A 24,905-nucleotide genomic window follows, 5' to 3' on the forward strand; every position below is an offset into this window, starting at 1 on the left:
AAGTTATGGAATTTTATTTTCTCGGTACGAATGCAGGGGTGCCGACGATTCAGCGGAATGTAACGTCCATCGCTCTTCGTTTACTGGAAGAACGAAGAAGCATGTGGTTGTTCGATTGCGGTGAAGGCACTCAGCAGGAGGTGCTGCGTTCGCCACTCAAACTTAGCAGGCTTGAAAAGATATTTATCACCCATTTGCATGGAGATCATCTTTTTGGTCTACCGGGTCTTCTGTCGAGTAGGGCGTATCAGGGAGGTACGGCACCGCTGACAGTATATGGACCACCAGGGCTCAAGCAATACATTGAACTATCTTTAGGAATAAGCCAATCCCGGATCAATTACCAGCTGCATATTGTGGAGCACACGGGCGGGGTGTTGTTTGATGATGGGCAATTCAGGGTGGAATCAGCTTTGCTGGATCATCGGATCGATAGCTATGGTTATCGAATTGTAGAAATGGATAAGCCCGGCAAGCTCAAGCAGGAGTTGCTGGAGCAGTACGGAATCAAGCCCGGCCCAATCTACGGTAAATTAAAGCGTGGTGAAAGCGTAGAGCTGGAGGGGGGAGTCATTCTTCGTCCTCAAGATGTTTTGGGTACACCGAAAAAAGGACGCATTATCACAGTTCTTGGTGATACGCGACCTTGTCCCAATACAGTAGTGCTGGCTCAAGATGCAACAGTTGTCGTTCATGAAGCGACATTTCTGCATGAGCTGGCGGATACAGCGTACGAATATCATCACAGTACAGCGCTTCAAGCAGCGGAAGCCGCAAAAGCCGCAGGTGCGGGACAGTTAATTATGACGCATTTTAGTTCCCGATATAAAGATCAGGAACAGCTTGTGCCATTGCTGGAAGAAGCGAAGAGCATATTTCCCAATTCATTGCTTGCAGAGCAGCATGTGCTGTTACCAGTACCTGATATAGTTAATTAACGCCTGGATTGTAGATATGCTTGTAGGGTGCCGGGGCTTGCTCCGGTGCCTTTGTTTTTCACCCGAAATTATTTTCCGGGAAAGCGCAGGATGCGACAAGAGGCGAGAATAGCCACTTGTTGTGATGGAGTGAATTTGTGCTACTACATATGGAGACGTGTTATATTTGATTTTCTATATATCGAATTTGAAGGATTCTATTTCTTTGAGAGGGTGAGGAAATACAGGGAAATTTCTTTGAAGATGTGATCACTTCGATGGATTTCGACGATGATGTAAGCTTATTTTATGTGAAAGAGACGGCTTTTATCGAGGAATGACACTATTTTGGACGGTTAACCAGCAATTTATAGACTTCATTAGCATTTTTGACTTAAGATAGATAAGATGAAATGGAGGTGCCAACTTATTTTATGACCTAAATGATTAAGGTGGTTAAATAAGTGGGGGGAACATTCTTCATAGGATGAAATATCACTTTACAACGTTATGATGATTGATTTGAAGTGGGGGAGGGGATTGCGATAAAATCGTTACTGATTGATCTGGATGGCACACTATATCATGGAGATCGGATGATCAAAGGTGCGGACCTATTTATATCCCAATTACGCACAGACCAGATACCCTATGCGTATGTCACAAACAATGCTTCACGCACACCCGAATTGGTAGCAGAGCATTTGGTTGGTATGGGAATTGAAGCAGTCAGTCATGAAGTATATACTTCGGCATTGGCAGCTGCACAATATGTTGCACAGCAAAGTCCGGGAGCACGTGTATATTGTATTGGCGAAACCGGCTTGCGCCAGGCGCTCACAGAGGCCGGGTTGCTGCTTGTTCAGGAGCAGCCTGATTATGTCGTACAGGGGATAGATCGTCAATTTACATATAAAACACTGGCCGCTGCCATGCGCTGGATTCGGGAGGGAGCGACTTTTATTTTGACTAACCCGGATCTACAATTGCCCTCACATGATGGGTTAACGCCAGGAGCAGGAACGATTGGCGCTGCGATTGAAGCGGCTTCACAGGTCAAGCCAGTGGTTATCGGCAAGCCTTCGAGCGTGTTGATGAACTATGCGTTGAAACGCTTGAATATTAGAGCGGATGAAGCTCTGGTTGTAGGCGATAATATGCTTACTGATATTGCAGCAGGAGCAGCCGCAGGTTGTAAAACAGCTCTGATTCTGTCAGGTGTAACGACCCGCGCGAATATGGAAGAACATATGCGTGCTATTGGGGTAAAGCCTGACCTGATATTTGAAAATCTGGATGAACTGCAGGACTGGATCAAGGAAGAGTTGAAATGATAACCAACATACATTTGATAAATGGTGAGAATTAAAAGCTATGTAGCTACGAAAGGAAAGATGTTGATATGCCGGAACTTCCTGAAATGGAAAACTACAGAACGTTATTGTCAAAACAAATTTTGGACATTCCGATTACTGGAGTGACGGTTAACCGTGTAAAATCCATTAATACTGACGTGGACACGTTTGAAAAGCATTTGCTGGGAACGACTGTTGTATATTTAGAGCGCCGAGGCAAGCATTTGATTTTTCATTTAAACACGGGTGGGCGGCTTGTGCTGCACCTGATGCTGGGAGGATTGCTGTACCTGGGAACGGAGGAGCAGCGTCCGAACCGTACGGTTCAGATCGAATTGGATTTTAGCGGTGTGAAGCTTTATTTTATGGGGCTGCGCTTAGGTTACTTGCACTTGCTGACAGCTAAAGAAACAGATGAGGCATTGTCAGACCTCGGACCCGACCCGTTGGACCATCGCATGACGTTGGAAAAGTTCACAGCACGTCTAAAGGGACGACGGGGAATTTTGAAGACAACGCTAGTGAATCAACAGATATTTTCGGGTATTGGCAATTGTTATTCGGATGAAATTGCTTATATCGCCGGATTTACACCGGGCTCCAAAGTACAAAACATCGTACAGTCACCGGAAAAAGTGGAAAAGCTGTATCATGCCACTCAATCCGTGCTTCGTGAAGCTACTGCGCAAGGTGGTTATATGGAAATGCCTCTGATGGAGGGAGATACATTAACGGGTGGCTTCGATCAGCAGTGCCGAGTATATGACCGTGAAGGTGAACAATCTCCAAGTGGCGGAAAAATTGTTAGGGTTGAGCTGGCTGGGAAAAAAGCATTTTATTGCCCGGTACAGCAGCATGATGCCTAAATTACTCATTGGCGCCCACGTGAGTACGCGTGGTGGCTTTTCCAAAGCTGCTATACGTGCACAAGAGCAGGGGGGACGTTCTTTTCAGTATTTCCCGAAAAATCCTCGCAGTCTCAGATTAAAAGAATGGAGTGCTACGGATGCTGCTGCTTGTAAAGCTTATTGTTCAAGGCACCAGCTTGAATCCATCGCCCATTCACCGTATCCTGTGAATCCGGCTCTTGGGCGTGAGCGTGGTCAGGAGCTTTATGAGCTGATGGTTGCCTCATTGCGGAACGATCTGGATATTGCTGAAGCCTGTGGCTCGAAAGGAATTGTTGTTCATTTCGGGCATATGCATTCGGCTGATCCACTGGAGGGCTACCGAAATATCATTGGCTGTCTGGACGATGTGCTGAAGGACTGGCAGGGAAATGCCAAAATACTGATTGAAAATCAGGCGGGGGATCACGGACCCATGGGGACTACGCTGGAGGAAATGGTGCAAATTCGCCAGTTGTGCCAATATCCTGACAGTATCGGCTTTTGTCTGGACACCTGTCATGCGTATGCAGCAGGATTGTGGAACGGCGGAACGGACGAGGCATTGATTGAGAAAGGCGAGCGACTCGGCTATTGGTCAGCCCTGTGCGGAGTTCATTTGAACGATTCCAAATATCCGTATGGATCTAAAAAAGACAGGCATGCGCGTGTTGGGCAAGGCTGTATCGGTTTTGAGGGCATGCGTTGGATGACAGAGCAGGAGTCTGTAAAAGGCATTCCTGTCGTCCTGGAAAGTGAAGCGGGAGCTGATGGGACTCATCGGGAGGATATTCAATGGATTCAAAGCTGGGGATAAATCAGGCTGACGAAATCATGGTTATCTTTGAAGCTTATGCAGCTTACTTTAGGGGAAAAGGAGGAGATGTTGATGTATTTGTTTATGGACGATTACCGGCCTTGTCCTCCGGGCTTTAAGCTGGCAAGGGACGCGGAGGAGTGTCTGTTACTGCTTCAGGAATATCCGATTTCAGTGCTATCGCTGGACTATGATCTGGGTCCGGGTCAGCTCACTGGAAAAGATGTGGCTGCGGCCATTGCGGGTAAACAGTTATATCCGTCCGAAATTTACCTGCATTCCTCCAGTCCGGAGGGTCGGCGTGTCATGTATGAACTGCTTTATGCCAACAAGCCAGAAGGAGTCACCGTACATAACGGCCCGGTACCCGAGGAACGTATGCGCCAGATCAGAAAAGAGTCGAAACGATGAGGGAAATAGGGCAAAAAGAGGCACGTCGTGCCATATGGGAGGGATGCAAGCTCGCTTTGTTTGTGTACACTCCCATGTGCGGAACCTGCGCGGCTGCCCGCCGGATGCTGGAGGTAGCTGAGCATTTGCTTCCCGAAGGAGCAGTGGTGCAAAGCAACATAAACTATATTCCTGAACTAGTGCAGGAATACCGGATTTCCAGTGTACCTGCGCTTCTTGTATATAACGGCGAAAATGAAATTCCAGAAATCATCTACAAAATGGAATCTGTGGAACATTTGCTGAACAGGATAAGGAGCGTGATGGAGTGATTTCCATAAAGAACATCACATTGCAGCGGGAAGAAAATAAAATTTTGGACGATGTAAGTCTTGAAATACGGGAAGGCGAACATTGGGCAATTTTGGGGCGCAACGGTTCTGGTAAAACAACATTATTGGAAATGATGACAGGATACATGTTTCCAAGTCGTGGCACGGTCGAGGTGCTCGGCCAAACATATGGTCAATGTGATGTGCGGGAAGTTCGCAAGCAGATCGGTTATATTAGCCAGACATTGTTGGAAAAGCTAGCGTTAAAAGATCCGGTATGGGAAGTGGTCGCTACTGGTGCTTATGCTTTTTTGCGTTTTTATCAAGAGATTCCGACAGAGACAAAGGAAAAAGCCGTATCTATGTTGGAGGGGATGAATTTGGGTCCTCTGATGCATCAGCCACTAGGAACATTATCTCAAGGAGAGCGTAAAAAGGTTATGCTGGCTCGTTCACTGATGGCGGAGCCTCGTTTGCTGATAATGGACGAGCCTTGTGCCGGGCTGGATCTATTTGAACGGGAAAAAATGCTGGTTGAGATTGATCGGCTCCGTAAACAGGATTTGTCAGTGGTCTACGTAACTCATCACATTGAGGAGATTGTTCCCCTCTTTACGCATGTTGCGTTGATCCGTGACGGCAAGGTAGCAGCAGCGGGACCCAAAAAAGAAGTTTTGACGAAAGAATTGATAATGCACACGTATGAAGTTCCAGTTGAACTGGATTGGGATGGAGAACGTCCCTGGATTCGAGTGTGCACTGGAGGTTAATGTTACTTTGGAGGAAATAAACATGCGTACAGATGAACAGGGTGGGGCCACTCTATCATCGTCAAGATTTGTTTGCACGGCGAATCATGGCTTTGCACCCTATGCTCAAGAGGAGCTAAGAAGATTATTTGGCTCGGTGAAAAGCACAGTAATTGTACCTGGTGAAATTTTTTTGGTTACATTGCCTGCGGAAGCCAGTGAGGCTGTAGGGGCAATTACAGGTCAGCCGCCGATGTTTTTGCGGCACTTGTTCCCTGTGCATTTTCAGGAGGAAGGGACGGACTTGGCTCAGGTGCTGGAGCGTCTGGTTGCATTTATCCGTAACCGCCGGGAACTGATAGATCAACGTGTTTCTTTGCAAGTGCGCAAAGGAGCTAATAGTAGCTGGACTGAAAGCGCAGGCGCGCTCAAGCAGGCTTTAAGTGAACAATTAAGCGATTTACCTATGGAACAAACAGTACAAGAGGCTGACGTCATTGTGTCCGTATTTGCGGATACGGATACTTGGTATGCAGGCGTGTCACACCCTCAGGACAATCTTTCAGATTGGAGCGGAGGTGCGGTTCGTTTTCAGAAGGAGGAGGGACAAATCTCTCGTGCCAAATTCAAGCTTTTGGAAGCAGAAGCGACATTCGGCATTGATTTTGGTGCTTTCCATCAGGGGCTGGATATTGGGGCAGCACCGGGTGGCTGGACTTCCTTTTTACTGGAGCGAGGACTTAAGGTAACGGCGGTTGATCCGGCTAAGATGGAACCCTCGCTGATGAAGTATGCCAATCTGACTTTTTTACGCAAAAATGCGAGTGAAGTCAAATTTAAAGAGAATACGTTCGACCTGCTGGTTTGTGATATGAGCTGGAGTCCGAAGCAGATGGCAAGGCTCGTAACTGACTTGCTGTATAGTTTGCGGAGTGGTGGTACTGCTATCGTAACAGTCAAGCTCATGCATAAAAAGCCTTTGGCGCTCATTCATGATGTGATGGCTTCATTCGAGCAGTCCGGCATGCAGATTCAGCGAGCTAAGCAGCTGTTCCATAACCGAGATGAGATTACCCTGTACATGATCAAGTATGGAAAATAATACTTTACAATGAGCACAGGTCTGTATATAATAAAACCAAATTGTTCCTCAAAAATAATAATCACGTTTAAATAAAGGGAAAGCATCCCGCGAAAATCATTTTCATGGTAACATGAAGATTTTGTTTTGCGGCGGCTTTCCCTTTTTTGCGTTGTTTGCTTATAGAAGGGAGGTAGAAGGATGATGCAGGAACCATCACGATTGGAATACGGGTCTATTGTAGGTGAGCGTTACCGAATTGTTCGCACGTTGGGTACAGGGGGAATGAGCCGTGTATTCATGGCAGAGGATTTGAAGCTGCCTGGCAAGCAATGGGCGGTGAAGGAGTCGGTTACCGAGCCGCAAATGATGAGGCTTATACGGACAGAAGCAGAAATGCTGATTTCATTAAACCATCCACGCCTACCGAGAATTGTTGATTTCTTCGAGCATCCGCCATCGGGTGCAGTATTTCTGGTTATGGATTACATTGAAGGAATGACGCTGGAAGCGTATATGAAAGGTTACCAAGGCCATATTCCACAGGAGCAAATTGTTCCATTCGCTTTGCAGGTGCTGGATGTGCTGGATTACTTGCACACTCGTCAGACGCCTGTCATTTACCGTGATTTGAAACCGACCAATATTATGCTGACCCCGGAAATGGAATTTAAGCTGATTGATTTTGGGATCGCGCGTAGCTATAAGGCTGAACTGAATCAGGATACGGTAAAGCTGGGAACTGTGGGCTTTGCAGCCCCGGAGCAATATGGAGCAGGTCAAACGGATGCTCGCTCAGACTTATACAGTTTAGGAGCGTTACTGCTGTATCTCTGTACAGGTGGAAAATATAGCGAGTGGACTGCGGGAGTAGAAGGATATATTCGCGGGGAACTCTCCCGCCATTTGATTCCAGTGATTCGAAAGCTGCTGCGTCAGCATCCTGAGGAACGATTTCAATCTGCCGCAGAGGTCATTGGAGAACTGCGACGTAGTGCAGATTTTCAGCCTTCTCAACATAGAGTATCCGTTGGAGATACTTCAATTACTTCATTGGAATACGCAGGTACAAGGGTAGTGGCTGTGCTCGGTGTGTCTTCCGGTTCCGGTGCTACACATACGGCCATTGCGGTGAGCCACTATCTATCCCGAAGATCCCGTTCCGTAGCTTTGGTTGAGCTGCATAGTACAGCCAAAGCGTTTGCCCGACTTCAAGCGGTGGTGGAGGGCGTACCTGCTGAACGAACGAATTCAAATCGGCGTTTTGAGGTTGACGGAGTACATTATTGGCGGAAGACATCTCGCGCAGATGTCATTTCTTTGCTGGGCGGCTCCTATAGATTTCTTGTTCTGGATTTGGGGAGTGGGCAGGATAATGAGCGACTGGAAGAATTTTTGAGAGCCGATTACCCGCTTGTTGTTGGTTCAGGAGCTGAATGGAGAGTTCAGGAGATAATCGGGCTGGCCCGATCGCTTCAGCGCCATCCGCAGCATAAATGGAATTACTGTTTGCCGTTGGCATCCTCGGAGGCGGTTCGCAGGCTACGTAAGGAACTGGATCATGATAAAGTATTTGCGCTACCGTTCCATTCCGACCCATTCGAGCGAGATGGTGAGATGGATCAGGTGCTGGACGAGCTGTTTCGCGGAGCTATTCCGGATACCCGGAAAAAACGCTTCAGATTTCTTAGACGGCAGCGCTAAATTAAAGATATATATCAAAAAAGGCAGGGGAGAAGATGTGTGTCCAAGCTAAGAAAAAGCAGTAAGCAAAAGCTATACGCCGGTTGTATTGGCGCGGGTATCGTTGGCATTATTTTTGCGGGCTACCTTATGGTTAACATCCATCAATTGAATGAGGTCAGGAAACAGGCCGAAGTAGATGCAGAACTAAAATGGAAAGTGTACGAACAAGAGCAACGCACCGCGAAAAAAGGCTGGGCTGTTATTCGTGACATATCTCCAGGTGAACAGATTATATCTAATGATTTAAAGGCAGTTACGGTCCCTGGATCTCAGGCTCCAGCAAATTTGGTGGCAGATAAAAATAAAGCTTCTGGGACCACAGCCAAAATTGAACTGAAAAAAGGGTCTGTACTTACGTTAGCTATGATGACTGTTGATGAGCCTACACCTAAAGATTTACGAAATCGTGAGTTAAAGGTAGTGGTATTGCCCAACAGCCTGAAGCAGGGGGACGAAGTGGATATCCGTATTCAATTTCCAACGGGTCAGGATTACATTCTATTATCCAAAAAGAAAATTTCCAGGCTGGAAGGTCCCGTCGTCTGGGTAACTATGAATGAGCAGGAAATACTATCGTTTTCAAGCGCAATTGTTGATGCCTATCTGCATAAAGCATCCATCTATGCGCTGACATATGTCGATCCCCAATTTCAGCCGAAGGCGATCCCGACTTATCCGCCTAATGCTCAAGTGTTAGCATTAATGAATAGTGATCCGAATTTGATAAAGGTAGCAGAACAAAAGCTGTCCAAGCAGCTGCGGGATTCTCTTGAACATGCAATTCATTCATCAAACAATGTAATTTCAACACCCATAGAGAGAAGTCTGAGTGAGGAAATTGCAGCTCAGCATACGGATACGACTATAGAGGATGCATCTGGTGGGAGTGAGGGTATAGGGAATGGATATGAGGGCAGGCAGGATCACAAAGAACAGACGGAAATTTTGGCGCAGGGCGGAAGCTCTGATCCGTATGTCAAATAAATAAAAGAAAAGGAACGGAAGTATGAAAACTTGGATATTTGCCGGACTTTGTGACAAAAGCGACACCTTGTTATACATCAGCAGCATATTAGCAGCCTCCGGCCAACAGGTACTTCTTGTGGATGCTACACTGCGGGGACAGTATCGGTATAGCATAGGGCTGCTTGACAAACCACTACCCATTACACAGTTTAGTGGTTTGGATGTGGCGACTGGTTATACAGCATGGGAAGATTTGAGCATCGGTATGATGGCTGATCAAAAGACAGAGCATGCTTATGACATTGTTATTTTGGATGTAGAGTCAGCGGATTTTTGCCCAATATCTGTTTGGAAAAGGGCGGAACGGCGGATTTGGGTCAGTGATTATAGCCGAATGCAGATGCATAACGGACGGATGTGGCTCGAGCATTTGTTCGGTCAACCTGAATTCCCCAAAGATCTTGCATTTGACAAATTATTTTTACAAGCCGTGGATTGTGGTGTAGAGGAGCCGTATTTGTGGGAATACATGAACGGCTTTCCTGCCTCTTGGCAGCAAGAACCCTATGTATTGCCATGGGATGAGGGAAATCTTGCCCTAAAATTGGAAAATGAGCATAAGCAGCAGCTTCAATTAAAACCACTATCCAGAATGTATAAGAAAGAATTGTGCCGTTGCATTGGAGACTGGATGGGCTGGGAATTGAAAGAGAGCCAACGTGCGCTAAAGCGTGCGGAAAGGAGGAGAGCATGAGCACCGTTTTGTTTTGGAGTCCTATTAAAGGAGCGAGTGGAAGTAGCTCATTGGCGGCAGCTATAGCAGTTACTATAGGCAATCTATATAGAGGAAGATTACTATTGACCCATCTGGGGCGGAGACATACGGGAATTGAAACAGGATTCCCTATACAGGAGCATCGTATGGATGATCCAAGTTTGCGGCTTCAGGAAGGGGGGTGGGATGCTGTCGAACGGTTAGTTTTGCGAGGAACATTGTCTAGAGAAAATATTTGCAACTATACGACACCTGTTCTGGAACAGACTCTGGATGTGCTTGAGGGAACCTCCAGCTTTGGAGTTGCTCCACCACTGTTATCTCAGGGACTTGTACGGACAGTCTTGGACACGGCGGATCAATATTATGATTTGACGCTGGTTGATGCAGGAAGTGGAGCAGGATGGGGATCTGTACAGCATGAAGCATGTACGCGAGCCAAGCTGGCTGTTCTTTCGCTGACTCAGAATATGCGAGAGCTGGATGCTTTTTTTGAATCTGTGTCTCCGTTATCCACTTACCCGACATTGCCGTTAATGCTGGTGCTTGGGAGATATGATGTGTATTCTCAAGCAAATGTAGCGAATATCCGCAGGAGATATGGCTACAAGGGGGCACTACATGCGGTCCCTTATAGTACCGAATTTATGGACGCGTGGAACCGCAGGGATGTAGTAGGCCATGTGCAGCGTGGTGTACGAAGCAGGAAGGAGCCGCATCGCAAGCTTTTTACACCTATCGAATGGGAGCAGAGCATACGGCAAATCAGTAAAGCTATTCTGGAGGCGGCAGAATCCGATCTTCGGCTCAAGGCTTTAGAAAGGGGCGCTTGATGCTGTCCGCTCAATTGATCAATGGAATAATACTTACTTGTATTGTGCTACTGGGTATCGTACTGATTATCGTTAAATATCGAGGAAATATTCACTCCCGTCATTCAATCTCACGAGACGGTAAAGAGAATGAAGAGGCTACATTGGAGACTCTGATGGAGTATATCAAAAATGCGCTTCATGAACTAAGCCATAGTCAAATGGCGGATGCCGGGTTGCATGAGGAGGAATATAGAAGACGTATCCATCAAAGAGCGGAGCTGCGCAGGGCACTAAAAGACTGTGCCAATGGCAGTAGTGGTGATAAACGTTTTGTTAAAAATCTGATGGTTGAGCTGCTGATTAATGGTTATGGCATAAACGAGAAGATCGTAGATTCCGTCATGCCATTTTCCAGGCCTGAATTGTTAAATATACAGGATCAATTCGAAATTGTATTTTACCAATACCAGCAAAAGTATGGTGCTGATGCCCTATCGCGTTTACTGGATACTTATGACTTGGCCGAAATGAGATATTCACAGTCACATGAAGAGGATGGGAGCTATCTCGTCACGGAAGAGGATATCCGTTATGTCTATGAATGTGAGCACCGCCCCCTTTCGTTTCTGGAGAAGGTGGATATTATTGTGCAGCGGATTTATCAGCATTACAAAGGCTTTTCCGTCATTGATGATATACGCGATCAGCGGATTGACGGTGTAAGTGGGGGCGTTAGTGGTATGCCGCAAGGAGGGAATCCTCCATCGGCGGACTGGCCTTCGGATCGGTATACATTAGAGCAAGTGTCTGAACCTACTGCAAATGGTTATGAGAGCGTGTGGATTTTTTATAAAGGAAAAACGATTTATCTTCCATTTCTTTCCTTTGGCTCAGAGCGTGAGCTTAAAAGAGTGTGCCAAAATATTTACAAATACAATTACCCGGGACAGCTTTCCGAAGCCAATGGTTATAAGGTAAACGAAATGAAGGACGGGTCACGAGTAGTGGTAGTCAGACCTCCTTTTTCCGAATCGTGGGCTTTCTTTGTCCGGAAATTTGATATTCAAAGTGCTTCGCTGGAGCAGTTAATTAAAGGTGAAAATGCTGATTTTCCGATCCAGCTCCTTTCTTATTTAATGAAAGGCAGCCGGATTACTGCAATTACAGGTGCACAGGGTTCTGGTAAGACGACACTATTGATGGCGATGGTTAAGCATATCTATGCTTCGTATACGCTTCGTGTACAGGAAATGGCCTTTGAGTTGCATTTGCGTAGCATCTACAGTCGACGTAACATTCTTACCTTTCGGGAAACGGATCATATTTCAGGGCAACAAGGGCTTGATTTGCAGAAAAAGACGGATGGAACCGTCAATATTCTTGGCGAAGTAGCGAGTGATGAAGTCGCCGCTTGGATGATCCAGATGTCGCAGGTTGCAAGTCTGTTCACCATTTTTACTCATCATGCCAAAACATTTCGTGATCTTGTATTCTCACTCCGTAATTCATTGCTCAAAACTGGAGTATTTCAGCATGAAGGCATCGCTGAGGAACAGGTAGTTCATGTCATTAATTTTGATGTGCATCTCAAGCGTGATGCGGAAGGGCGACGCTATATTGAACGGATTACAGAATGTGTGCCGCATAACCCGGATCATATAGATGCTGGCACGAATACTTTGGCGAATTATAGCTATCGGCATGTTATGGAATACCGGAATGGGTGTTATATACCGGTGGAACCGATAACCGCCAAAAGCGCAAAGGAGATGTGTGAGCAGATGAATGCCAAGGATGCCAGTGGTTTCCGCAGTTTTTTGGCCCGTTATTGGGAGGGAGACTATGAGTCTTAAAGTGATGTTATTGTGGATTTTAATCATTTCTGGCGGGGGCTTTGTAATTCTATATATAGCTTTGTGGTGGCTGCACAAACGCAATACTCATGCAATCCGCAGTGGACGAGTTTATTCTGTGCGGGAAGGACGGAAGGGAAAAGCGTTACTGCAACGGGAGATACAAGCCTTATTGCACAAGCTATACACGCTGGGCATGGGAGTGCCAATCATATCCGAATACCTCAGAGGCGTACGTAAGAGGCTATCCAGTTTGCATGCCTACGATGAATACAAGCTACGCCTACAGACAATCAAGATGACGCTGTTCATCTGGGGGACTTTTATTTGCAGCGGCATTGTGCTGCTGATGATGAAACCCGGATTAGAGTTTGCTGTATTGGCGCTTCTATGTGGAGTGGTAATCAATAGCCTCATTTTAGATGTGACAATTAGCCGGATGGAAAAAAGGCTGCTTGCACAGATGATCGAATTGTTCGCCAATGTACGCCACCATTATCATCAGCATGGCATGGTAGAGGAAGCCATTTCTGAAGCGACCGATTTGACGGGAGCTGAGGCTGGAAGACACGCACGACTCATTCATGAAGCGCTGACAGATGTTGATCCGCATGAGGCACTGGAAAGATACTATGAGTCTGCTCCTAACCGATTTTTAAAAGCCTTTGCTGGTATCTCATATATGGTGATGGAGTTTGGTGACCGGATTGAGGAGGGTGGCTCCATCTATTTGAAGGGACTTGGCAGTCTTGCGCGCGAAATCCAACTGGAGCTGCTACGGAGAAATAAACTGGACTATTTGCTCAAAAGTTTGAACGTGATCGCCCTGGCCCCCGTTTTTTTTACGATGCCGATCGAAAAATGGGCGAGATCCAGCTTTCCATCCATGGATAATTTTTACCAAGGGAAATTGGGATATATTACGAAGTTGACCGTCTATATTGTAATTATCCTATCTTACTTTCTGTTACAAAAGCTGCAACAGACCAACGAAACAGGTTATCGTGCGGGTAGGGGCCGTTATACCTGGGAGCAAAAGCTATATCGTTTTCCTATCATTCATCATGTGGTAGATACTTTAATTCCGCGGCAGCAGGTATCCTCTTATTTCCAGATAATCTGCCTGCTAAAGGAGAGTGGTGCGGAAATAAAACTGGAATGGCTGTACGTACGGAGGATTATTCTTTTTATTACAGGATTGGTGCTCAGCATCAGCACGGTATTTGTTTTACATGAAGCCGAGAAAACACATATTCTTTACGCTCCTGCCCAATCAGGTCAAATGTTCGGACGTTTAAAGCCCACAGAGGAAAAAGAAGCTTTAAAGCAGAGTGAGGTTGACCGCAAGGTCATGCATGCACTGAATATGAGGGCGGGAAGCACATATGCGCAGACGTATGCAGCCCTCGAGCGTGATACTGTTGGCATAGCTAGTGCGGATCAGCTATCTAAAAATACTCGTCGTATCCTCCAAAAGCTGGAAGCGTGGAACGAGGAATACATCAAATGGTGGGAAGTGCTGATCAGTTTGGTTGCTGGATATGTAGCCTACCAAATGCCGATGCTTCTGTTATATGTGCAGCGAAGAATGCGGCGTTTGGATATGAGGCATGAGGTGTATCAGTTTCAAACGGTCATTTCTATTTTGCGGGCCATGGAACGAATGTCTGTCGAGAAAATATTGGAGTGGTTGAATCGCTTTTCGGTTATTTTCAAGAGACCACTGCAAAAATGCTTGCTCCATTATGAACACGGACCCGAGGCAGCTCTCGAATTGTTGAAAGAAGAAGCGCCTTTGCCGGAATTTCAACGTCTGGTGGACAAGCTCCATTTGTCTTTGGGCAAAATTACGATTCGTGAAGCCTTTGACGATTTGGATTCCCATATGTCCTACTATTTTGAACAAAGAAAACAGGAGTATGAAAAAATGATAGACAGCAAGGCCATCTGGGGTAGGATGATTGGTTTTGCTCCAATGTACGGTCTTATCTTTTTATATTTGGTGATTCCATTGATCGGCATGAGCTTTGTTCAAATGGATAGCTATTATGAGCAAATACAAAAAATTCAGTAAGTAAGTTCTATTATGGCTAATACGATTTAACAAGCTAAGGAGAGAAGAATAATGAATAACGCATCAACTGCCTTAAAGGTAGCCGCCGGTATATTTTTGACCATCGCCCTCATTACCATTGTAGTCATTCTGTTTATTTCAGCACAGGAGGCCACCAAAACGGCACAAAATAATTTTGCTGATATTCAGACCGAATTGTCTCAAGCCTCATTTACAGTATATGACGGTACAACGATAAGCGGGTCTCAGGTAACCAATGCGCTACGCAAGTTTCAGGGGAAAGACCAATTCGGTATTCAGATTAAAACCGGCAAAAATATGGCAGGCCAGTGGTACGGTAATGCTTTGAACATTAGCATGGACAGTGAACAGTATGGTGCAGTGAACGGTGGAAGTGAAAAGACAGGGAAAATAGCGAATACGCTGAATGAGAAAGAAAACGAATACGTGAATCCAAGCGGTAAATTCAAGGCTGAAATTGTCAAAGACAAATCGAATGTTGTACGTGGGTTGCTGTTTACCCAGTCCTGAGCACAAAAGTAAAGATCATAACGATTAGGAGATGGGCATATGTCTGATCACGCTTCAAGCATGCTGCGGCTCGGTGTGACAACTATTTTGTTTATAACCGCATGTATAACAGCAGCAGACTTGTCCAGTCAGATGAGTACCACATTGGAATTAAGATCGCAACAGGAGGAGCATTCCGAGGGACGGATATCCCGGAATGCGGAGGTGGACATACCGGAACGGATTAAAGGGACTCAGGTCATTCAGGCAATTCGCATGAACTTACAGGATGGAATAACGGTTCAAGTCGACGGAAAGGAGTACGATGAATATTCCGAACCATTTGAGCCTGGTGTATCGGCCTTGAATGCTTTCTCTTTGTATTCCATGTACCCACAACGTAATCAACGCGGAGAGATAATATCTGTACGTTTTGAGAAATTGGAGGAGGACTGAAGTGGTTCAATCAATATCCAAGCTGTTGGGGGCCCTGCTCGCTGTATTGCTTTTGTACATCGTACCCGCAGCTCAAGCCGCTGAACGGCAGGATGATATATCGGGGTTAAATGTGTATCACTCAACCGTACGTTTTGTTGATATGGTAAGAACCAAGGGCTACATTACACCGACGATGTATAACGATTTTATGCGTGAACTGGAACTTACAGGCAATCAGTACGAGGTTGACTTGGAGCATACGCACAAAAAATATGTACCGGAATATGCAGATGCCTCGAAGCCGGACAGTTTTCTGGGCAATTATGAAACGGTATATGATGGGTACTACAATGCGCAAATCTTGCCTGTCCTTTTTCCTGACAACCAGCAGTCAAAGTCTGATCAGACACGTCGATATACTTTGATGGCCGGAGATTATTTTACAGTGCGGGTACATAACACGAATCGGACTCCTGCGGATTTGTACAAATCATGGCTTCTTGGCGGGGCCGATAGCGGAAAGCCAGCAGTTACAGCATCATACGGAGGCATGGTTTTGAATGAAGATTACTGATTTTGCAGTTATATTTATTCTCCTGTTTTTGCCCTTTGGTGTAATCGGTGACTTGCGGGTACAAAATCAGCGTGAAGTGCAGCGATTGGAAATGAAATACACATCGGCTCTCCATACCGCAGTTCAGGATGCAGGTGCCGTGCTTTCCCAGAACGAGCGTCAGGAACGGGAGGCCGGGTATGGATCGGACAAGTTTTTTCGTGTCGATAAAGAAGAAGCGCTAAGCACGTTCCTGCATACCCTTTTTCTTAATGTAGGTATTGATAGGGATACAGTAGCACAACGCGCATTACTGGACTACATACCTGTTATTGTGATTCTGGATTATGACGGTTATTATACGTTTGCCTCAGAAACTTACATAGATGGGGATGGACAAACTGCTATAGGTTCCAAATGGAGTGAAAAAAAGCCTTTTGCATATGCCGATTCAGTAGGTAATAGTGTGGGATTCACCTTGGATAATTATGTGCACGCATATGATGCCCAGAATCACAGATGGGTGGAGGGCTTTCAAAAGGAGCTTCAGGGTCAAACTGGTATTTCGTTGCTAAATAATCCCGAAACTTTTGAGCAAATACGACGTTCCACCATCGTTCATAGTGTTCAGGAGGACCTGGCTCGCCTGATTAATCTCCATAATCAAAAGGCAGCACGCAACGGCGTAGCCTATAGGTTTACACTGCCGACTATTCCGCAAGAAGAGTGGTATAACACGGTAGATGATGTGGGGCTAATGGCGTTTATCCAAGGCATTCCGGTTGGTGACAGGTTTTACAATAACTATGGGTTTGGTGGTGGAAGAGTCGTGAGAAGGCAAGCTATAATTGGTGGCCTAGAACCGGATACCGGAATGAAATATTTTTACAGAGATTCCTGTCCAGCACCCTTTCAAGCGAGAGAACGTTTTTCAGATGAAAAATCTGCAGCAACTGCGGGATACTTTGAGTTTAAATGTAATAACGGTTTACAATAATCACTCTAATGAGTGGTTTTTCTTTTTTTATTGGCAAGTCCGCATTAAAAACATTAAAATTCGCTGTTTTCAATATTCCGATAAGGTTGCTGAATGTGCTACAATAAGGCTTTGAAAGAAAACAATGATATATGAAATAACAACAGTCGGCATCGCCGATGACAATAAGGAGCCAAAAACAGCGTATGAGTTTATTGACTGTAGAAAATGTATCCCACAATTTTGGGGACCGCGCGTTATTTAAAAATGTTTCCTTTCGATTACTTGCGGGGGAACGTGTAGGTTTGGTAGGAGCTAACGGAGTCGGTAAATCGACACTCATGAACATTTTGACTGGAAAATTGCTTAAGGACGAAGGTAAAGTGGAATGGACTCCACGTGTACGTTACGGCTATTTGGATCAGCACACCAAGCTGACACCGGGCAAAACGGTACGCGATGTATTGAAGGATGCTTTCCTTCCTTTGTTGGAATTGGAAAAGGAATTAATGCAGATTACGGAAAAAATGGGAGATGCTTCTCCCGAAGAATTAGAAGTACTGCTGGAACAGATGGGTGAAATTCAGGAGCAGCTGGATATGGGGGATTTTTACCTCATTGATGTGAAGGTTGAAGAAATGGCGAACGGGCTGGGTCTCTCGGCCATCGGTTTGGATCGGGATGTATCTGCGCTTAGCGGTGGACAACGGACTAAGGTGCTTCTTGCGAAGCTGTTGTTGGAAAAGCCAAACGTCCTGCTGCTGGACGAGCCTACCAACTATTTGGACGTAGAGCATATTGAGTGGCTTACGCGTTATTTGAAGGATTATCCCTATGCATTTATTCTTATTTCACATGATACGGAGTTCATGAACCAGGTCGTTAATGTTATTTATCACCTTGAATTTGCAAAGATGACCCGTTATTCAGCTAACTATGAAAAATTCCTTGAAATGGCGGATCTGAACAAAGCGCAGCATATTGATGCTTATGAGAAGCAGCAGGAATATATTAAGAAGCAGGAAGACTTTATTCAGCGCAACAAGGCGCGTGCATCCACATCAGGCCGGGCGAAGAGCCGTGAAAAGCAGCTTGATCGGATCGAACGTATTGATAAGCCTGAAGAAGCTGCCAAGCCAACCTTTCAATTTAAAGAAGCGCGTGCGAGCGGGAAAACGGTATTTGAGGGAATTGATTTTGAAATTGGCTATACTCATGCCCTTTTGCCCAAAATGACCATGACGATTGAACGTGGCGAAAAAATTGCGATTGTAGGCTGCAACGGTGTCGGTAAATCGACATTGCTCAAAACCATTCTGGGGAAAATACCGCCAATCAGCGGAAAAACCTATCAAGGCGATTTCTTGCAGCCGGCTTATTTTGAGCAGGAAGTCAAGGCAGGCAAAATTACACCGATTGACGATGTGTGGAATGAGTTCCCGCATTTAAATCAGCATGAAGTAAGAGCACATTTGGCACGTTGCGGTTTAAAAAATGAGCATATCACACGTCCTCTATCCGCGCTTAGTGGTGGTGAGCAGGCAAAAGTACGTCTGTGCAAATTGTTAATGCGGGAAAGCAACTGGGTTCTGTTTGACGAGCCTACCAATCACTTGGATGTCAAAGCAAAGGACGAGCTTAAACGTGCCTTGAAGGAATATAAAGGGACTGTATTGCTTGTATCTCACGAACCGGATTTTTACGAGGATTGGGTAACAAAAACGTGGAATGTGGAAGAGTGGTCAACTAAAGTCAACTAAAGTCAACTAAAGTCAAAAAAAATTCAGCTCTGTCATGCTTCAAAAAAGTGGGGTTTGCAGAATTAGAAAAATATGCTAAGCTATCTTTAGCTGATACAATAAAATAGTCACACTAGGGGAGCCGCCCATGCGGCTGAGACGAAATAAATGGATTTCGGACCCTTTGTACCTGATCTGGGTTATGCCAGCGTAGGGAAGTGAGCGCCGCACAAGCAAGGTAACCACATCATTACTTTTGTTTGTACGTGGGACGATATACGTATACGGATATGATTGTCCGTTCGATTATTGGACGTTCGTAAAACCACTTCCTTAGGGAAGTGGTTTTTTTGCGTTACGTTCGGTTTTACCTATTGAATTTCCGTATCCGGATCACATATGATCTCCTTCATTATTGCTGGCACAAGTGGCTGGCTCCGTCTGATATTTTGTGATGTGGGGCCACAATGATTATTGGTTCAGCTTATAGGATTAGTTTAAGCCCTTAGTTCAATGTGAGGTGAACATGAGATCGAATTACACGTAATTACGATGGAAAATGACTCCCATGCATATGTAGCCCAAGTGGCTGCTGCTATTTATCCGTATGTTCATTTTGTGCATGCACGTCTAAAGCAGAAGGGGGCCTCAGAATTACTCGGGTTGACCCGAAGCATGGTGGAGCAGGGGATTCCTTTGCAGCAAATTGTAGTCAATGACCGTGTGGATGTAGCTTTACTTACCTTGGCTGGAGCTGTCCAGCTACCGGCAAATGGGCTACCGGCTCAGGATGTTAAGGGCCTACTTCCAAAGGGGACACGCTGTGGAGTGTCTGTGCATTCCTTGGAAGAGGCGCAGATTGCCGAGCGGGCTGGGGCGGACTATGTACTCTACGGTCATGTATATGAGACCCACTGTAAGCCCGGGGTTGTGCCGCGGGGTACAGCTCAGCTTGAACGCATATGCAGGTTGTCCAACATTCCAGTGATTGCACTTGGCGGTATACAACCGCATCATATTCCGGAGCTTTATCATGCTGGAGCAAGTGGAATTGCAGTGATGTCCGGTATATGGGGAGCTGAGTCGCCAATCGCGGCTGCGATGGAATATAGACAAATGGTAGATCAGATAGTCTGCAGCCGTTGTAAGGAAACGAGAGTAGAAGAATTTCGAAAGAAGTATGGTCAGGTCAGTGGAGAGGAGATATAACATATGCCTAAAATACACACAGAGGCTACAGTTATAGGACATGCTGAATGCTTGGTTATAGGTGGAGGTGTGATCGGCAGCTCCATTGCTTATCATGTGGCTAGGGAAGGGCGCAGTACGATCATGCTGGAGCGAACGATGCCGGGTGAGGGAGCCTCGGGAGCAGCGGCCGGAATGCTTGCAGCAGAGAGTGAAGAGTTCATCGACTCTGATCTTGAGCAATTGGCTCGTACAAGTCGGGACGCATTCCCTGAGCTTGTTCGTGAACTGGAGCGGTTGTCCGGTGTTTCAGTAGAATTTCGTACAGAGGGATTTGTAGCTCCTTTCCGTTCGGAAGCTGAGGGTGAAAGACGATGGAAAGCTGCTAACATGCGCGAGGATAATCAGCCTGAGTGGTGGAATGCCAAGGAATTGGCCAGACGGATTCCGGGCATAGATCGTCAAGCGATCGGAGCTATATATCGGTCAAAGGAGACGCAGCTCGTTCCAGTACAGCTATGTCGTGCTTATGCGGGAGCAGCATCTGTGTTGGGAGCTACAATATGGTCCGGTACCCATGCGGAGCAGCTGGTCGTACAGAATGGCCGGGTTTGTGGGGTGGTAACGGACAGGGGATTTTTTTCTTGCGATCAGGTCATTATTGCCGGAGGCCTGGATAGCATGAATTTGCTAGACCAAGCAGGCTTTCATTACCCGCTTTATCCGGTCAAAGGTGAAGCAGTTGCAGTTTCCTTAAAGGATCACCCTTTGGAATATACCATTTATGCCGATGATATTTACCTTGTGCCTAAACAGAAGAACGAGGTTTGGATTGGGGCAACGAGTCTTCCAAACCTCTATGACAAAGAAGTGACTGTTGAAGGTTTGGAGGGGCTACTGGCACGTGCTGCTGCCTGGCTACCGCGCGTCCGTGAAGCTTCTTTTGTACGTACCTGGGCGGGCCTGCGTCCGCAGGCAGCAGCGGGACGTCCTTTTATAGGGGCCGTTCCCGGCTTGGAAGGGGTATATGCAGCAGTCGGGCATTATCGCAACGGTGTCCTGTTGAGTGAAGCTACCGGACGTGCGATGGCAGGACTGCTTAAAGGGGCAGATGCCGAAGAACTTGGAATAAGCAACTTTTCTTCTGTTCGTATCAAGGAGGAAAGCTTATGAGGCTGACGATTAACGGCCAGAACATGAACTTTTCTAACCGGATCACTCATGTGGAGCAATTGCTGCATGAGCTTGATTTAAAGGTGAAAACCGTTGTGGTCGAGCTGAATCGCCACATATTGACTCGTGAAGAACATGAAGAAGCGATCCTGAAAGACGGAGACAGTTTGGAAATTGTACATTTTGTAGGAGGCGGTTGATGATGTTAACCATTGGAAAAGCATCTTTTACATCAAGGCTGTTACTGGGAACAGGAAAATTCTCGAATCTGGATATCCAATCCCAAGCTGTAGAGGCTGCTGAGGCCGAAATATTGACCTTTGCTGTGCGGAGATTAAATTTGGAGGAACGAGATAAGCAACATTTTCTGGATACGCTGGATTTGGGCCGCTATACACTTCTTCCCAATACGGCAGGAGCGACGACAGCGGAGGAGGCTGTTCGTATTGCAAAATTGGCAAGGGCCTCAGGCCTGTGCGATATGATTAAGGTGGAGGTCATTGGGGACGGTAAGACGCTGTTGCCTGATCCCTTTGAAACGCTGAAAGCAAGCGAAAAGCTGCTGGAGGAAGGCTTTATTGTGCTGCCCTACATATCCGATGATGTCATTCTGGCCAAGAGGTTGCAAGAGCTTGGAGTGCATGCCGTTATGCCTGGAGCTTCACCGATTGGTACAGGACGCGGCCTGCTTAATCCGTTTGCATTGGAGTTAATTATTGAACAAGCAGAGATTCCGGTCATTGTCGATGCAGGTATTCGCTCACCGAGTGATGCGGCAATGGCGATGCAACTGGGAGCAGATGCTGTTCTGTTGAACACAGCCGTCTCGGGAGCGAAGGATCCTGTAAAAATGGCAGAGGCCATGAAACTGGCTGTTCGCGCGGGTAGATATGGTTTTGAGGCGGGGCTGATTCCCGTAAAACGTTATGCTTCAGCAAGCAGTCCCACAGAAGGTATGGTTCAGGCATGATGGAAACAGAAAAATCCTGTGAAGTCGTACAAGCAAGTGACCGCTATTCCAGACAGGAAAGATTCGCTCCCTTTGGGTCAGAAGGACAACGCAGGCTCGCTTCTTCTCATGTACTGATCATAGGTGTCGGAGCGCTCGGCACAGGTATTGCAGAAACCCTTGTCCGTGCAGGTGTAGGTACGGTTAGCATCGTAGACCGCGATTATGTGGAGTGGAGCAACTTGCAGCGTCAGCAGCTTTTTCAGGAGAGTGACGCCGCAGAGAGATGCCCCAAAGCAGTGGCTGCCCAGCGAAGATTAAAAGACATTAATTCGGAAACGGTCATACACGCACATGTACTGGATGTCGGGGTAGCGGAACTGGAAGAGCTGATCCAGGGAGTTGACCTGATGATGGACGCAACCGATAATTTCGATACCCGATTGCTCATGAACGACATGGCACTAAAGCATCACATACCGTGGATTTATGGGGGATGTGTAGGAAGCTATGGTGTGACTTATACCATTTTACCAGGGCAAACGCCTTGTCTTCATTGTCTGCTGGGAACCGTTCCGTTTGGAGGCGAGACCTGTGATACCGCCGGGATTATTCCGCAGGCAGTACAAATGGTCACGGCCAATCAGACAACGGAAGCCTTCAAGCTTCTTGGCGGATATAAGAAAGAACTGCGAGGGAAGCTGTTTTCGTTTGATTTGTGGCGGAACGAGTATGCAGCAATAGCCGTAGACAGCTTGAAAAAAGCGGATTGTCCTTCCTGCGGCAGTCACCCGACGTATCCCTATTTGTCAGCCTCACATCGGCAAAAAACAGATGTGTTGTGCGGTCGCGATACCGTTCAGATAAGACCAGCCAAACCGATACAGCTGAATCTTAAGGAAACCGCAGATCGACTTGCTGCTGTGGGAGAGGGAAAAGTGGAGCAGAATCCGTTTTTGGTTTCCTATAGTACGGGCGTGCATCGCTTGGTCATTTTTGCTGATGGGCGAGCGTTGATTCACGGAACAAAGGACGTGGCAGAAGCAAAAAGTCTATATCACCGTTATTTGGGCTAACTATAAAAAGCAGAAAATCATTCCTGTAAGAATGGTTTTCTGCTTTTTTGTTACAATAAATATAAATATGTTTTAATGACTTACAAACAAATTGATCATTTTCCATATCACAATGCGATGTCCAAACCAGGTGGGTGAAAAGATGAGTCCGTTAATTTTACTTGTGGATGAAAATGAAGCGTTACCTGTAATTGTACATCTATTGGAGCAAGCAGGCTATCAGGTGGGGCATGTCCGAAATATGTCAGAGGGAAGCTCCTACGCAGCCGATCATGCTGTGAATATGCTGCTTCTGAACGTTGATGAAGAGCAAGGGGATGCACAAGGAATGATTCGTACCGTCCAGCAAAACCATCCTCGTGTACCGTTATTCGTCTTGACCTCATCTAACGATGAGAACCATATCGTTGCCTGTTTTGAGCAGGGAGCACACGATGTGATGGTATTCCCCTTTCCTCCCAAAGTGTTTCTGGCCAGAGTAGCTAATTTATTGCGAATTTTTGGTGCTGCTCATGATGTAGCAAGGGTAATCGAGGCGGGTGATCTACATATAGACCATGCAAGCAGAATGGTAAGTAGAGGGGGACAGAAGCTGGAATTAACTCCAAAGGAATTCGATCTCTTGGTTCATCTGGCTATACATCTCAATCAGGTTTGCAGCAGACAGCAAATCCTAAAGGATGTTTGGAAACATGATTATATCGTAGATACGAACGTAGTAGACGTGTATATCAGGCATTTGAGAGTTAAAATAGATAAGGGGCAAAAATTCAAAATGATTCGCACGGAACGAGGCATAGGCTATTCTCTCAAAACACCACCTGAAGTAGAGTAGCATAAACGCATATAAAAAAGCCGGGAGCTGTTTGTCCCGGCTTACATATATTAAACGAGTTTCATATTACAGCACGCGGCGTGCTTTAATGTATGTTCTTTTCCAGTTGCCAGAGTTCAAATCGGAGATGGTAACGCCAGGTTCCCCGTAAGTGTGCAGAATCTTACCGCCGCCCATATAGACTGCTACATGGGTAATGTTCCTACCTGTAGCACGGCTACCGCTTGAGAAGAATACTAAGTCACCCTTTTTCAAATTGGACTTGGATACAGCACGTCCGACTTTAGATTGCTCAACAGAAGTGCGTGGCAAATCTACTCCGTATTTTTTGAAAATATGCTTCATAAAAGAAGAACAGTCAAAATTTCTAGTGGTACTTGTAGAAGCTCCAAACTTATAAGGAGTCCCCATATATTTTTCGCCATAGTTAATTACTTTTTGGGCTACCGTAGTAGTAGCAGTGGCAGCTTGTACTGTATTTGTTGCCTCAATTGCAAAAGTTCCAAAACCGATAGTGGTTGCGACTCCTGCGATAATTACCTTTTTTATGATTTTATGCATGTTCATGTTGTAAGTACCTCCAAAAATTGTTTGTGCAAAATCTTGCTGAGTTGCTAACTTGCCCACAGAAGTATAACAGTTTTGAAGCCACCTAATAGTTGGAAAACTACTCGCAAATGCTTGAGGGACAAGGCTTAACATAGCAATTAT

Annotated in this window: 27 protein-coding genes and 1 riboswitch; of the genes, 26 read left to right on the top strand and 1 reads right to left on the bottom strand. The window is 46.0% G+C overall.

Going from position 1 to position 24,905, the window contains the following annotated elements; translation table 11 throughout:
- The first annotated feature begins 5 nt into the window (after positions 1–5).
- The 26 genes from rnz to L693_RS0103690 all read left to right on the top strand — a co-directional run bounded on the left by rnz (position 6) and on the right by L693_RS0103690 (position 24,194).
- Entirely contained in the window at positions 6–938 is a 933-nt protein-coding gene (rnz, locus tag L693_RS0103570; RefSeq protein WP_025716082.1) for a ribonuclease Z, read from the top strand.
- 506 nt (positions 939–1,444) lie between these two features.
- Complete coding sequence (locus L693_RS0103575; protein WP_025716083.1) at positions 1,445–2,251, top strand: TIGR01457 family HAD-type hydrolase; 807 nt, start codon at positions 1,445–1,447, stop codon at positions 2,249–2,251.
- Positions 2,252–2,319: 68 nt separating this feature from the next.
- Positions 2,320–3,138: an Fpg/Nei family DNA glycosylase gene (locus L693_RS0103580; RefSeq protein ID WP_025716084.1), complete on the top strand. Its 819-nt coding sequence runs from the start codon at positions 2,320–2,322 to the stop codon at positions 3,136–3,138.
- Positions 3,128–3,976 (top strand): deoxyribonuclease IV, encoded by an 849-nt coding sequence (locus tag L693_RS0103585; protein ID WP_025716085.1) that lies wholly within the window; start codon positions 3,128–3,130, stop codon positions 3,974–3,976. Before L693_RS0103580 ends, L693_RS0103585 begins: the two co-directional genes overlap by 11 nt.
- Positions 3,955–4,095, top strand: coding sequence for a hypothetical protein (locus L693_RS29765; RefSeq protein ID WP_155983758.1), 141 nt, complete (start codon positions 3,955–3,957; stop codon positions 4,093–4,095). Before L693_RS0103585 ends, L693_RS29765 begins: the two co-directional genes overlap by 22 nt.
- Positions 4,049–4,387, top strand: a complete 339-nt coding sequence (locus L693_RS0103590; protein WP_025716086.1) for a cyclic-phosphate processing receiver domain-containing protein — start codon at positions 4,049–4,051, stop codon at positions 4,385–4,387. Before L693_RS29765 ends, L693_RS0103590 begins: the two co-directional genes overlap by 47 nt.
- The gene (locus L693_RS0103595; protein ID WP_025716087.1) at positions 4,384–4,698 is read left to right on the top strand and encodes a thioredoxin family protein; all 315 of its coding nucleotides are present in this window, start codon (positions 4,384–4,386) and stop codon (positions 4,696–4,698) included. The genes L693_RS0103590 and L693_RS0103595 overlap by 4 nt, the downstream gene beginning before the upstream one ends.
- The gene (locus tag L693_RS0103600) at positions 4,695–5,468 is read left to right on the top strand and encodes an ABC transporter ATP-binding protein (RefSeq protein WP_025716088.1); all 774 of its coding nucleotides are present in this window, start codon (positions 4,695–4,697) and stop codon (positions 5,466–5,468) included. Before L693_RS0103595 ends, L693_RS0103600 begins: the two co-directional genes overlap by 4 nt.
- Positions 5,469–5,490: 22 nt before the next feature.
- Positions 5,491–6,549, top strand: a complete 1,059-nt coding sequence (locus L693_RS0103605) for an SAM-dependent methyltransferase (protein WP_025716089.1) — start codon at positions 5,491–5,493, stop codon at positions 6,547–6,549.
- A gap of 180 nt (positions 6,550–6,729) precedes the next feature.
- The gene (locus tag L693_RS0103610) at positions 6,730–8,232 is read left to right on the top strand and encodes a serine/threonine-protein kinase (RefSeq protein ID WP_025716090.1); all 1,503 of its coding nucleotides are present in this window, start codon (positions 6,730–6,732) and stop codon (positions 8,230–8,232) included.
- A gap of 39 nt (positions 8,233–8,271) precedes the next feature.
- Positions 8,272–9,258 carry an SAF domain-containing protein gene (locus L693_RS0103615; RefSeq protein WP_025716091.1) on the top strand — a complete coding sequence of 329 codons (987 nt, stop codon included), beginning with the start codon at positions 8,272–8,274 and terminating at the stop codon, positions 9,256–9,258.
- 22 nt (positions 9,259–9,280) lie between these two features.
- Positions 9,281–9,994 (top strand): hypothetical protein, encoded by a 714-nt coding sequence (locus L693_RS0103620; RefSeq protein WP_025716092.1) that lies wholly within the window; start codon positions 9,281–9,283, stop codon positions 9,992–9,994.
- Positions 9,991–10,848 carry a hypothetical protein gene (locus L693_RS0103625; RefSeq protein ID WP_025716093.1) on the top strand — a complete coding sequence of 286 codons (858 nt, stop codon included), beginning with the start codon at positions 9,991–9,993 and terminating at the stop codon, positions 10,846–10,848. Before L693_RS0103620 ends, L693_RS0103625 begins: the two co-directional genes overlap by 4 nt.
- Positions 10,848–12,683: an ATPase, T2SS/T4P/T4SS family gene (locus L693_RS0103630; protein ID WP_025716094.1), complete on the top strand. Its 1,836-nt coding sequence runs from the start codon at positions 10,848–10,850 to the stop codon at positions 12,681–12,683. Before L693_RS0103625 ends, L693_RS0103630 begins: the two co-directional genes overlap by 1 nt.
- Complete coding sequence (locus tag L693_RS0103635) at positions 12,673–14,757, top strand: hypothetical protein (RefSeq protein WP_025716095.1); 2,085 nt, start codon at positions 12,673–12,675, stop codon at positions 14,755–14,757. The genes L693_RS0103630 and L693_RS0103635 overlap by 11 nt, the downstream gene beginning before the upstream one ends.
- Before the next feature lie 51 nt (positions 14,758–14,808).
- Positions 14,809–15,288, top strand: coding sequence for a hypothetical protein (locus L693_RS0103640; RefSeq protein WP_025716096.1), 480 nt, complete (start codon positions 14,809–14,811; stop codon positions 15,286–15,288).
- Positions 15,289–15,327: 39 nt separating this feature from the next.
- Positions 15,328–15,723, top strand: a complete 396-nt coding sequence (locus L693_RS0103645) for a hypothetical protein (RefSeq protein WP_025716097.1) — start codon at positions 15,328–15,330, stop codon at positions 15,721–15,723.
- Between the two features lies 1 nt (position 15,724).
- Complete coding sequence (locus L693_RS0103650) at positions 15,725–16,279, top strand: hypothetical protein (RefSeq protein ID WP_025716098.1); 555 nt, start codon at positions 15,725–15,727, stop codon at positions 16,277–16,279.
- Positions 16,266–17,255 (top strand): hypothetical protein, encoded by a 990-nt coding sequence (locus tag L693_RS0103655; RefSeq protein WP_025716099.1) that lies wholly within the window; start codon positions 16,266–16,268, stop codon positions 17,253–17,255. The genes L693_RS0103650 and L693_RS0103655 overlap by 14 nt, the downstream gene beginning before the upstream one ends.
- Positions 17,256–17,440: 185 nt before the next feature.
- Complete coding sequence (locus L693_RS0103660; protein ID WP_025716100.1) at positions 17,441–18,994, top strand: ABC-F family ATP-binding cassette domain-containing protein; 1,554 nt, start codon at positions 17,441–17,443, stop codon at positions 18,992–18,994.
- Positions 18,995–19,098: 104 nt separating this feature from the next.
- A riboswitch (TPP riboswitch) is annotated at positions 19,099–19,207 on the top strand.
- 318 nt (positions 19,208–19,525) lie between these two features.
- On the top strand, positions 19,526–20,182 hold the full coding sequence (locus L693_RS0103665) for a thiamine phosphate synthase (RefSeq protein ID WP_025716101.1): 657 nt from the start codon (positions 19,526–19,528) through the stop codon (positions 20,180–20,182).
- Between the two features lie 3 nt (positions 20,183–20,185).
- A complete protein-coding gene (gene thiO, locus L693_RS0103670; RefSeq protein ID WP_025716102.1) occupies positions 20,186–21,334 on the top strand; it encodes a glycine oxidase ThiO in 1,149 nt (382 codons plus the stop codon).
- Positions 21,331–21,534, top strand: coding sequence for a sulfur carrier protein ThiS (thiS, locus tag L693_RS0103675; protein WP_025716103.1), 204 nt, complete (start codon positions 21,331–21,333; stop codon positions 21,532–21,534). The genes thiO and thiS overlap by 4 nt, the downstream gene beginning before the upstream one ends.
- Positions 21,535–21,536: 2 nt before the next feature.
- Positions 21,537–22,304, top strand: coding sequence for a thiazole synthase (locus L693_RS0103680; protein WP_025716104.1), 768 nt, complete (start codon positions 21,537–21,539; stop codon positions 22,302–22,304).
- Positions 22,301–23,359 carry a ThiF family adenylyltransferase gene (locus L693_RS0103685; RefSeq protein ID WP_025716105.1) on the top strand — a complete coding sequence of 353 codons (1,059 nt, stop codon included), beginning with the start codon at positions 22,301–22,303 and terminating at the stop codon, positions 23,357–23,359. The genes L693_RS0103680 and L693_RS0103685 overlap by 4 nt, the downstream gene beginning before the upstream one ends.
- A gap of 142 nt (positions 23,360–23,501) precedes the next feature.
- Positions 23,502–24,194: a response regulator transcription factor gene (locus L693_RS0103690; protein WP_025716106.1), complete on the top strand. Its 693-nt coding sequence runs from the start codon at positions 23,502–23,504 to the stop codon at positions 24,192–24,194.
- A gap of 66 nt (positions 24,195–24,260) precedes the next feature.
- On the opposite strand, the gene L693_RS0103695 is transcribed toward L693_RS0103690, so the two are convergent.
- Entirely contained in the window at positions 24,261–24,761 is a 501-nt protein-coding gene (locus tag L693_RS0103695) for a C40 family peptidase (protein WP_025716107.1), read from the bottom strand.
- Between the last annotated feature and the right edge of the window lie 144 nt (positions 24,762–24,905).

The organism is Paenibacillus sp. 1-18 (assembly GCF_000520755.1).
GTDB classification, from domain to species: domain Bacteria; phylum Bacillota; class Bacilli; order Paenibacillales; family Paenibacillaceae; genus Paenibacillus; species Paenibacillus brasilensis.

Bases quoted from the DNA above. Each gene is read 5' to 3' on its own strand.
- L693_RS0103610 (WP_025716090.1), top strand. From the start codon at position 6,730: ATGATGCAGGAACCATCACGATTGGAATACGGGTCTATTGTAGGTGAG.
- L693_RS0103630 (WP_025716094.1), top strand. From the start codon at position 10,848: ATGCTGTCCGCTCAATTGATCAATGGAATAATACTTACTTGTATTGTG.
- L693_RS0103585 (WP_025716085.1), top strand. From the start codon at position 3,128: ATGATGCCTAAATTACTCATTGGCGCCCACGTGAGTACGCGTGGTGGC.
- L693_RS0103645 (WP_025716097.1), top strand. From the start codon at position 15,328: ATGTCTGATCACGCTTCAAGCATGCTGCGGCTCGGTGTGACAACTATT.
- thiS (WP_025716103.1), top strand. From the start codon at position 21,331: ATGAGGCTGACGATTAACGGCCAGAACATGAACTTTTCTAACCGGATC.
- L693_RS0103595 (WP_025716087.1), top strand. From the start codon at position 4,384: ATGAGGGAAATAGGGCAAAAAGAGGCACGTCGTGCCATATGGGAGGGA.
- L693_RS0103680 (WP_025716104.1), top strand. From the start codon at position 21,537: ATGTTAACCATTGGAAAAGCATCTTTTACATCAAGGCTGTTACTGGGA.
- L693_RS0103695 (WP_025716107.1), bottom strand. From the start codon at position 24,761: ATGAACATGCATAAAATCATAAAAAAGGTAATTATCGCAGGAGTCGCA.
- L693_RS0103625 (WP_025716093.1), top strand. From the start codon at position 9,991: ATGAGCACCGTTTTGTTTTGGAGTCCTATTAAAGGAGCGAGTGGAAGT.
- L693_RS0103690 (WP_025716106.1), top strand. From the start codon at position 23,502: ATGAGTCCGTTAATTTTACTTGTGGATGAAAATGAAGCGTTACCTGTA.
- L693_RS0103655 (WP_025716099.1), top strand. From the start codon at position 16,266: ATGAAGATTACTGATTTTGCAGTTATATTTATTCTCCTGTTTTTGCCC.
- L693_RS0103590 (WP_025716086.1), top strand. From the start codon at position 4,049: ATGTATTTGTTTATGGACGATTACCGGCCTTGTCCTCCGGGCTTTAAG.
- L693_RS0103685 (WP_025716105.1), top strand. From the start codon at position 22,301: ATGATGGAAACAGAAAAATCCTGTGAAGTCGTACAAGCAAGTGACCGC.
- L693_RS0103605 (WP_025716089.1), top strand. From the start codon at position 5,491: ATGCGTACAGATGAACAGGGTGGGGCCACTCTATCATCGTCAAGATTT.
- L693_RS29765 (WP_155983758.1), top strand. From the start codon at position 3,955: ATGGATTCAAAGCTGGGGATAAATCAGGCTGACGAAATCATGGTTATC.
- L693_RS0103665 (WP_025716101.1), top strand. From the start codon at position 19,526: ATGGAAAATGACTCCCATGCATATGTAGCCCAAGTGGCTGCTGCTATT.
- L693_RS0103580 (WP_025716084.1), top strand. From the start codon at position 2,320: ATGCCGGAACTTCCTGAAATGGAAAACTACAGAACGTTATTGTCAAAA.
- thiO (WP_025716102.1), top strand. From the start codon at position 20,186: ATGCCTAAAATACACACAGAGGCTACAGTTATAGGACATGCTGAATGC.
- L693_RS0103620 (WP_025716092.1), top strand. From the start codon at position 9,281: ATGAAAACTTGGATATTTGCCGGACTTTGTGACAAAAGCGACACCTTG.
- rnz (WP_025716082.1), top strand. From the start codon at position 6: ATGGAATTTTATTTTCTCGGTACGAATGCAGGGGTGCCGACGATTCAG.
- L693_RS0103660 (WP_025716100.1), top strand. From the start codon at position 17,441: ATGAGTTTATTGACTGTAGAAAATGTATCCCACAATTTTGGGGACCGC.
- L693_RS0103635 (WP_025716095.1), top strand. From the start codon at position 12,673: ATGAGTCTTAAAGTGATGTTATTGTGGATTTTAATCATTTCTGGCGGG.
- L693_RS0103640 (WP_025716096.1), top strand. From the start codon at position 14,809: ATGAATAACGCATCAACTGCCTTAAAGGTAGCCGCCGGTATATTTTTG.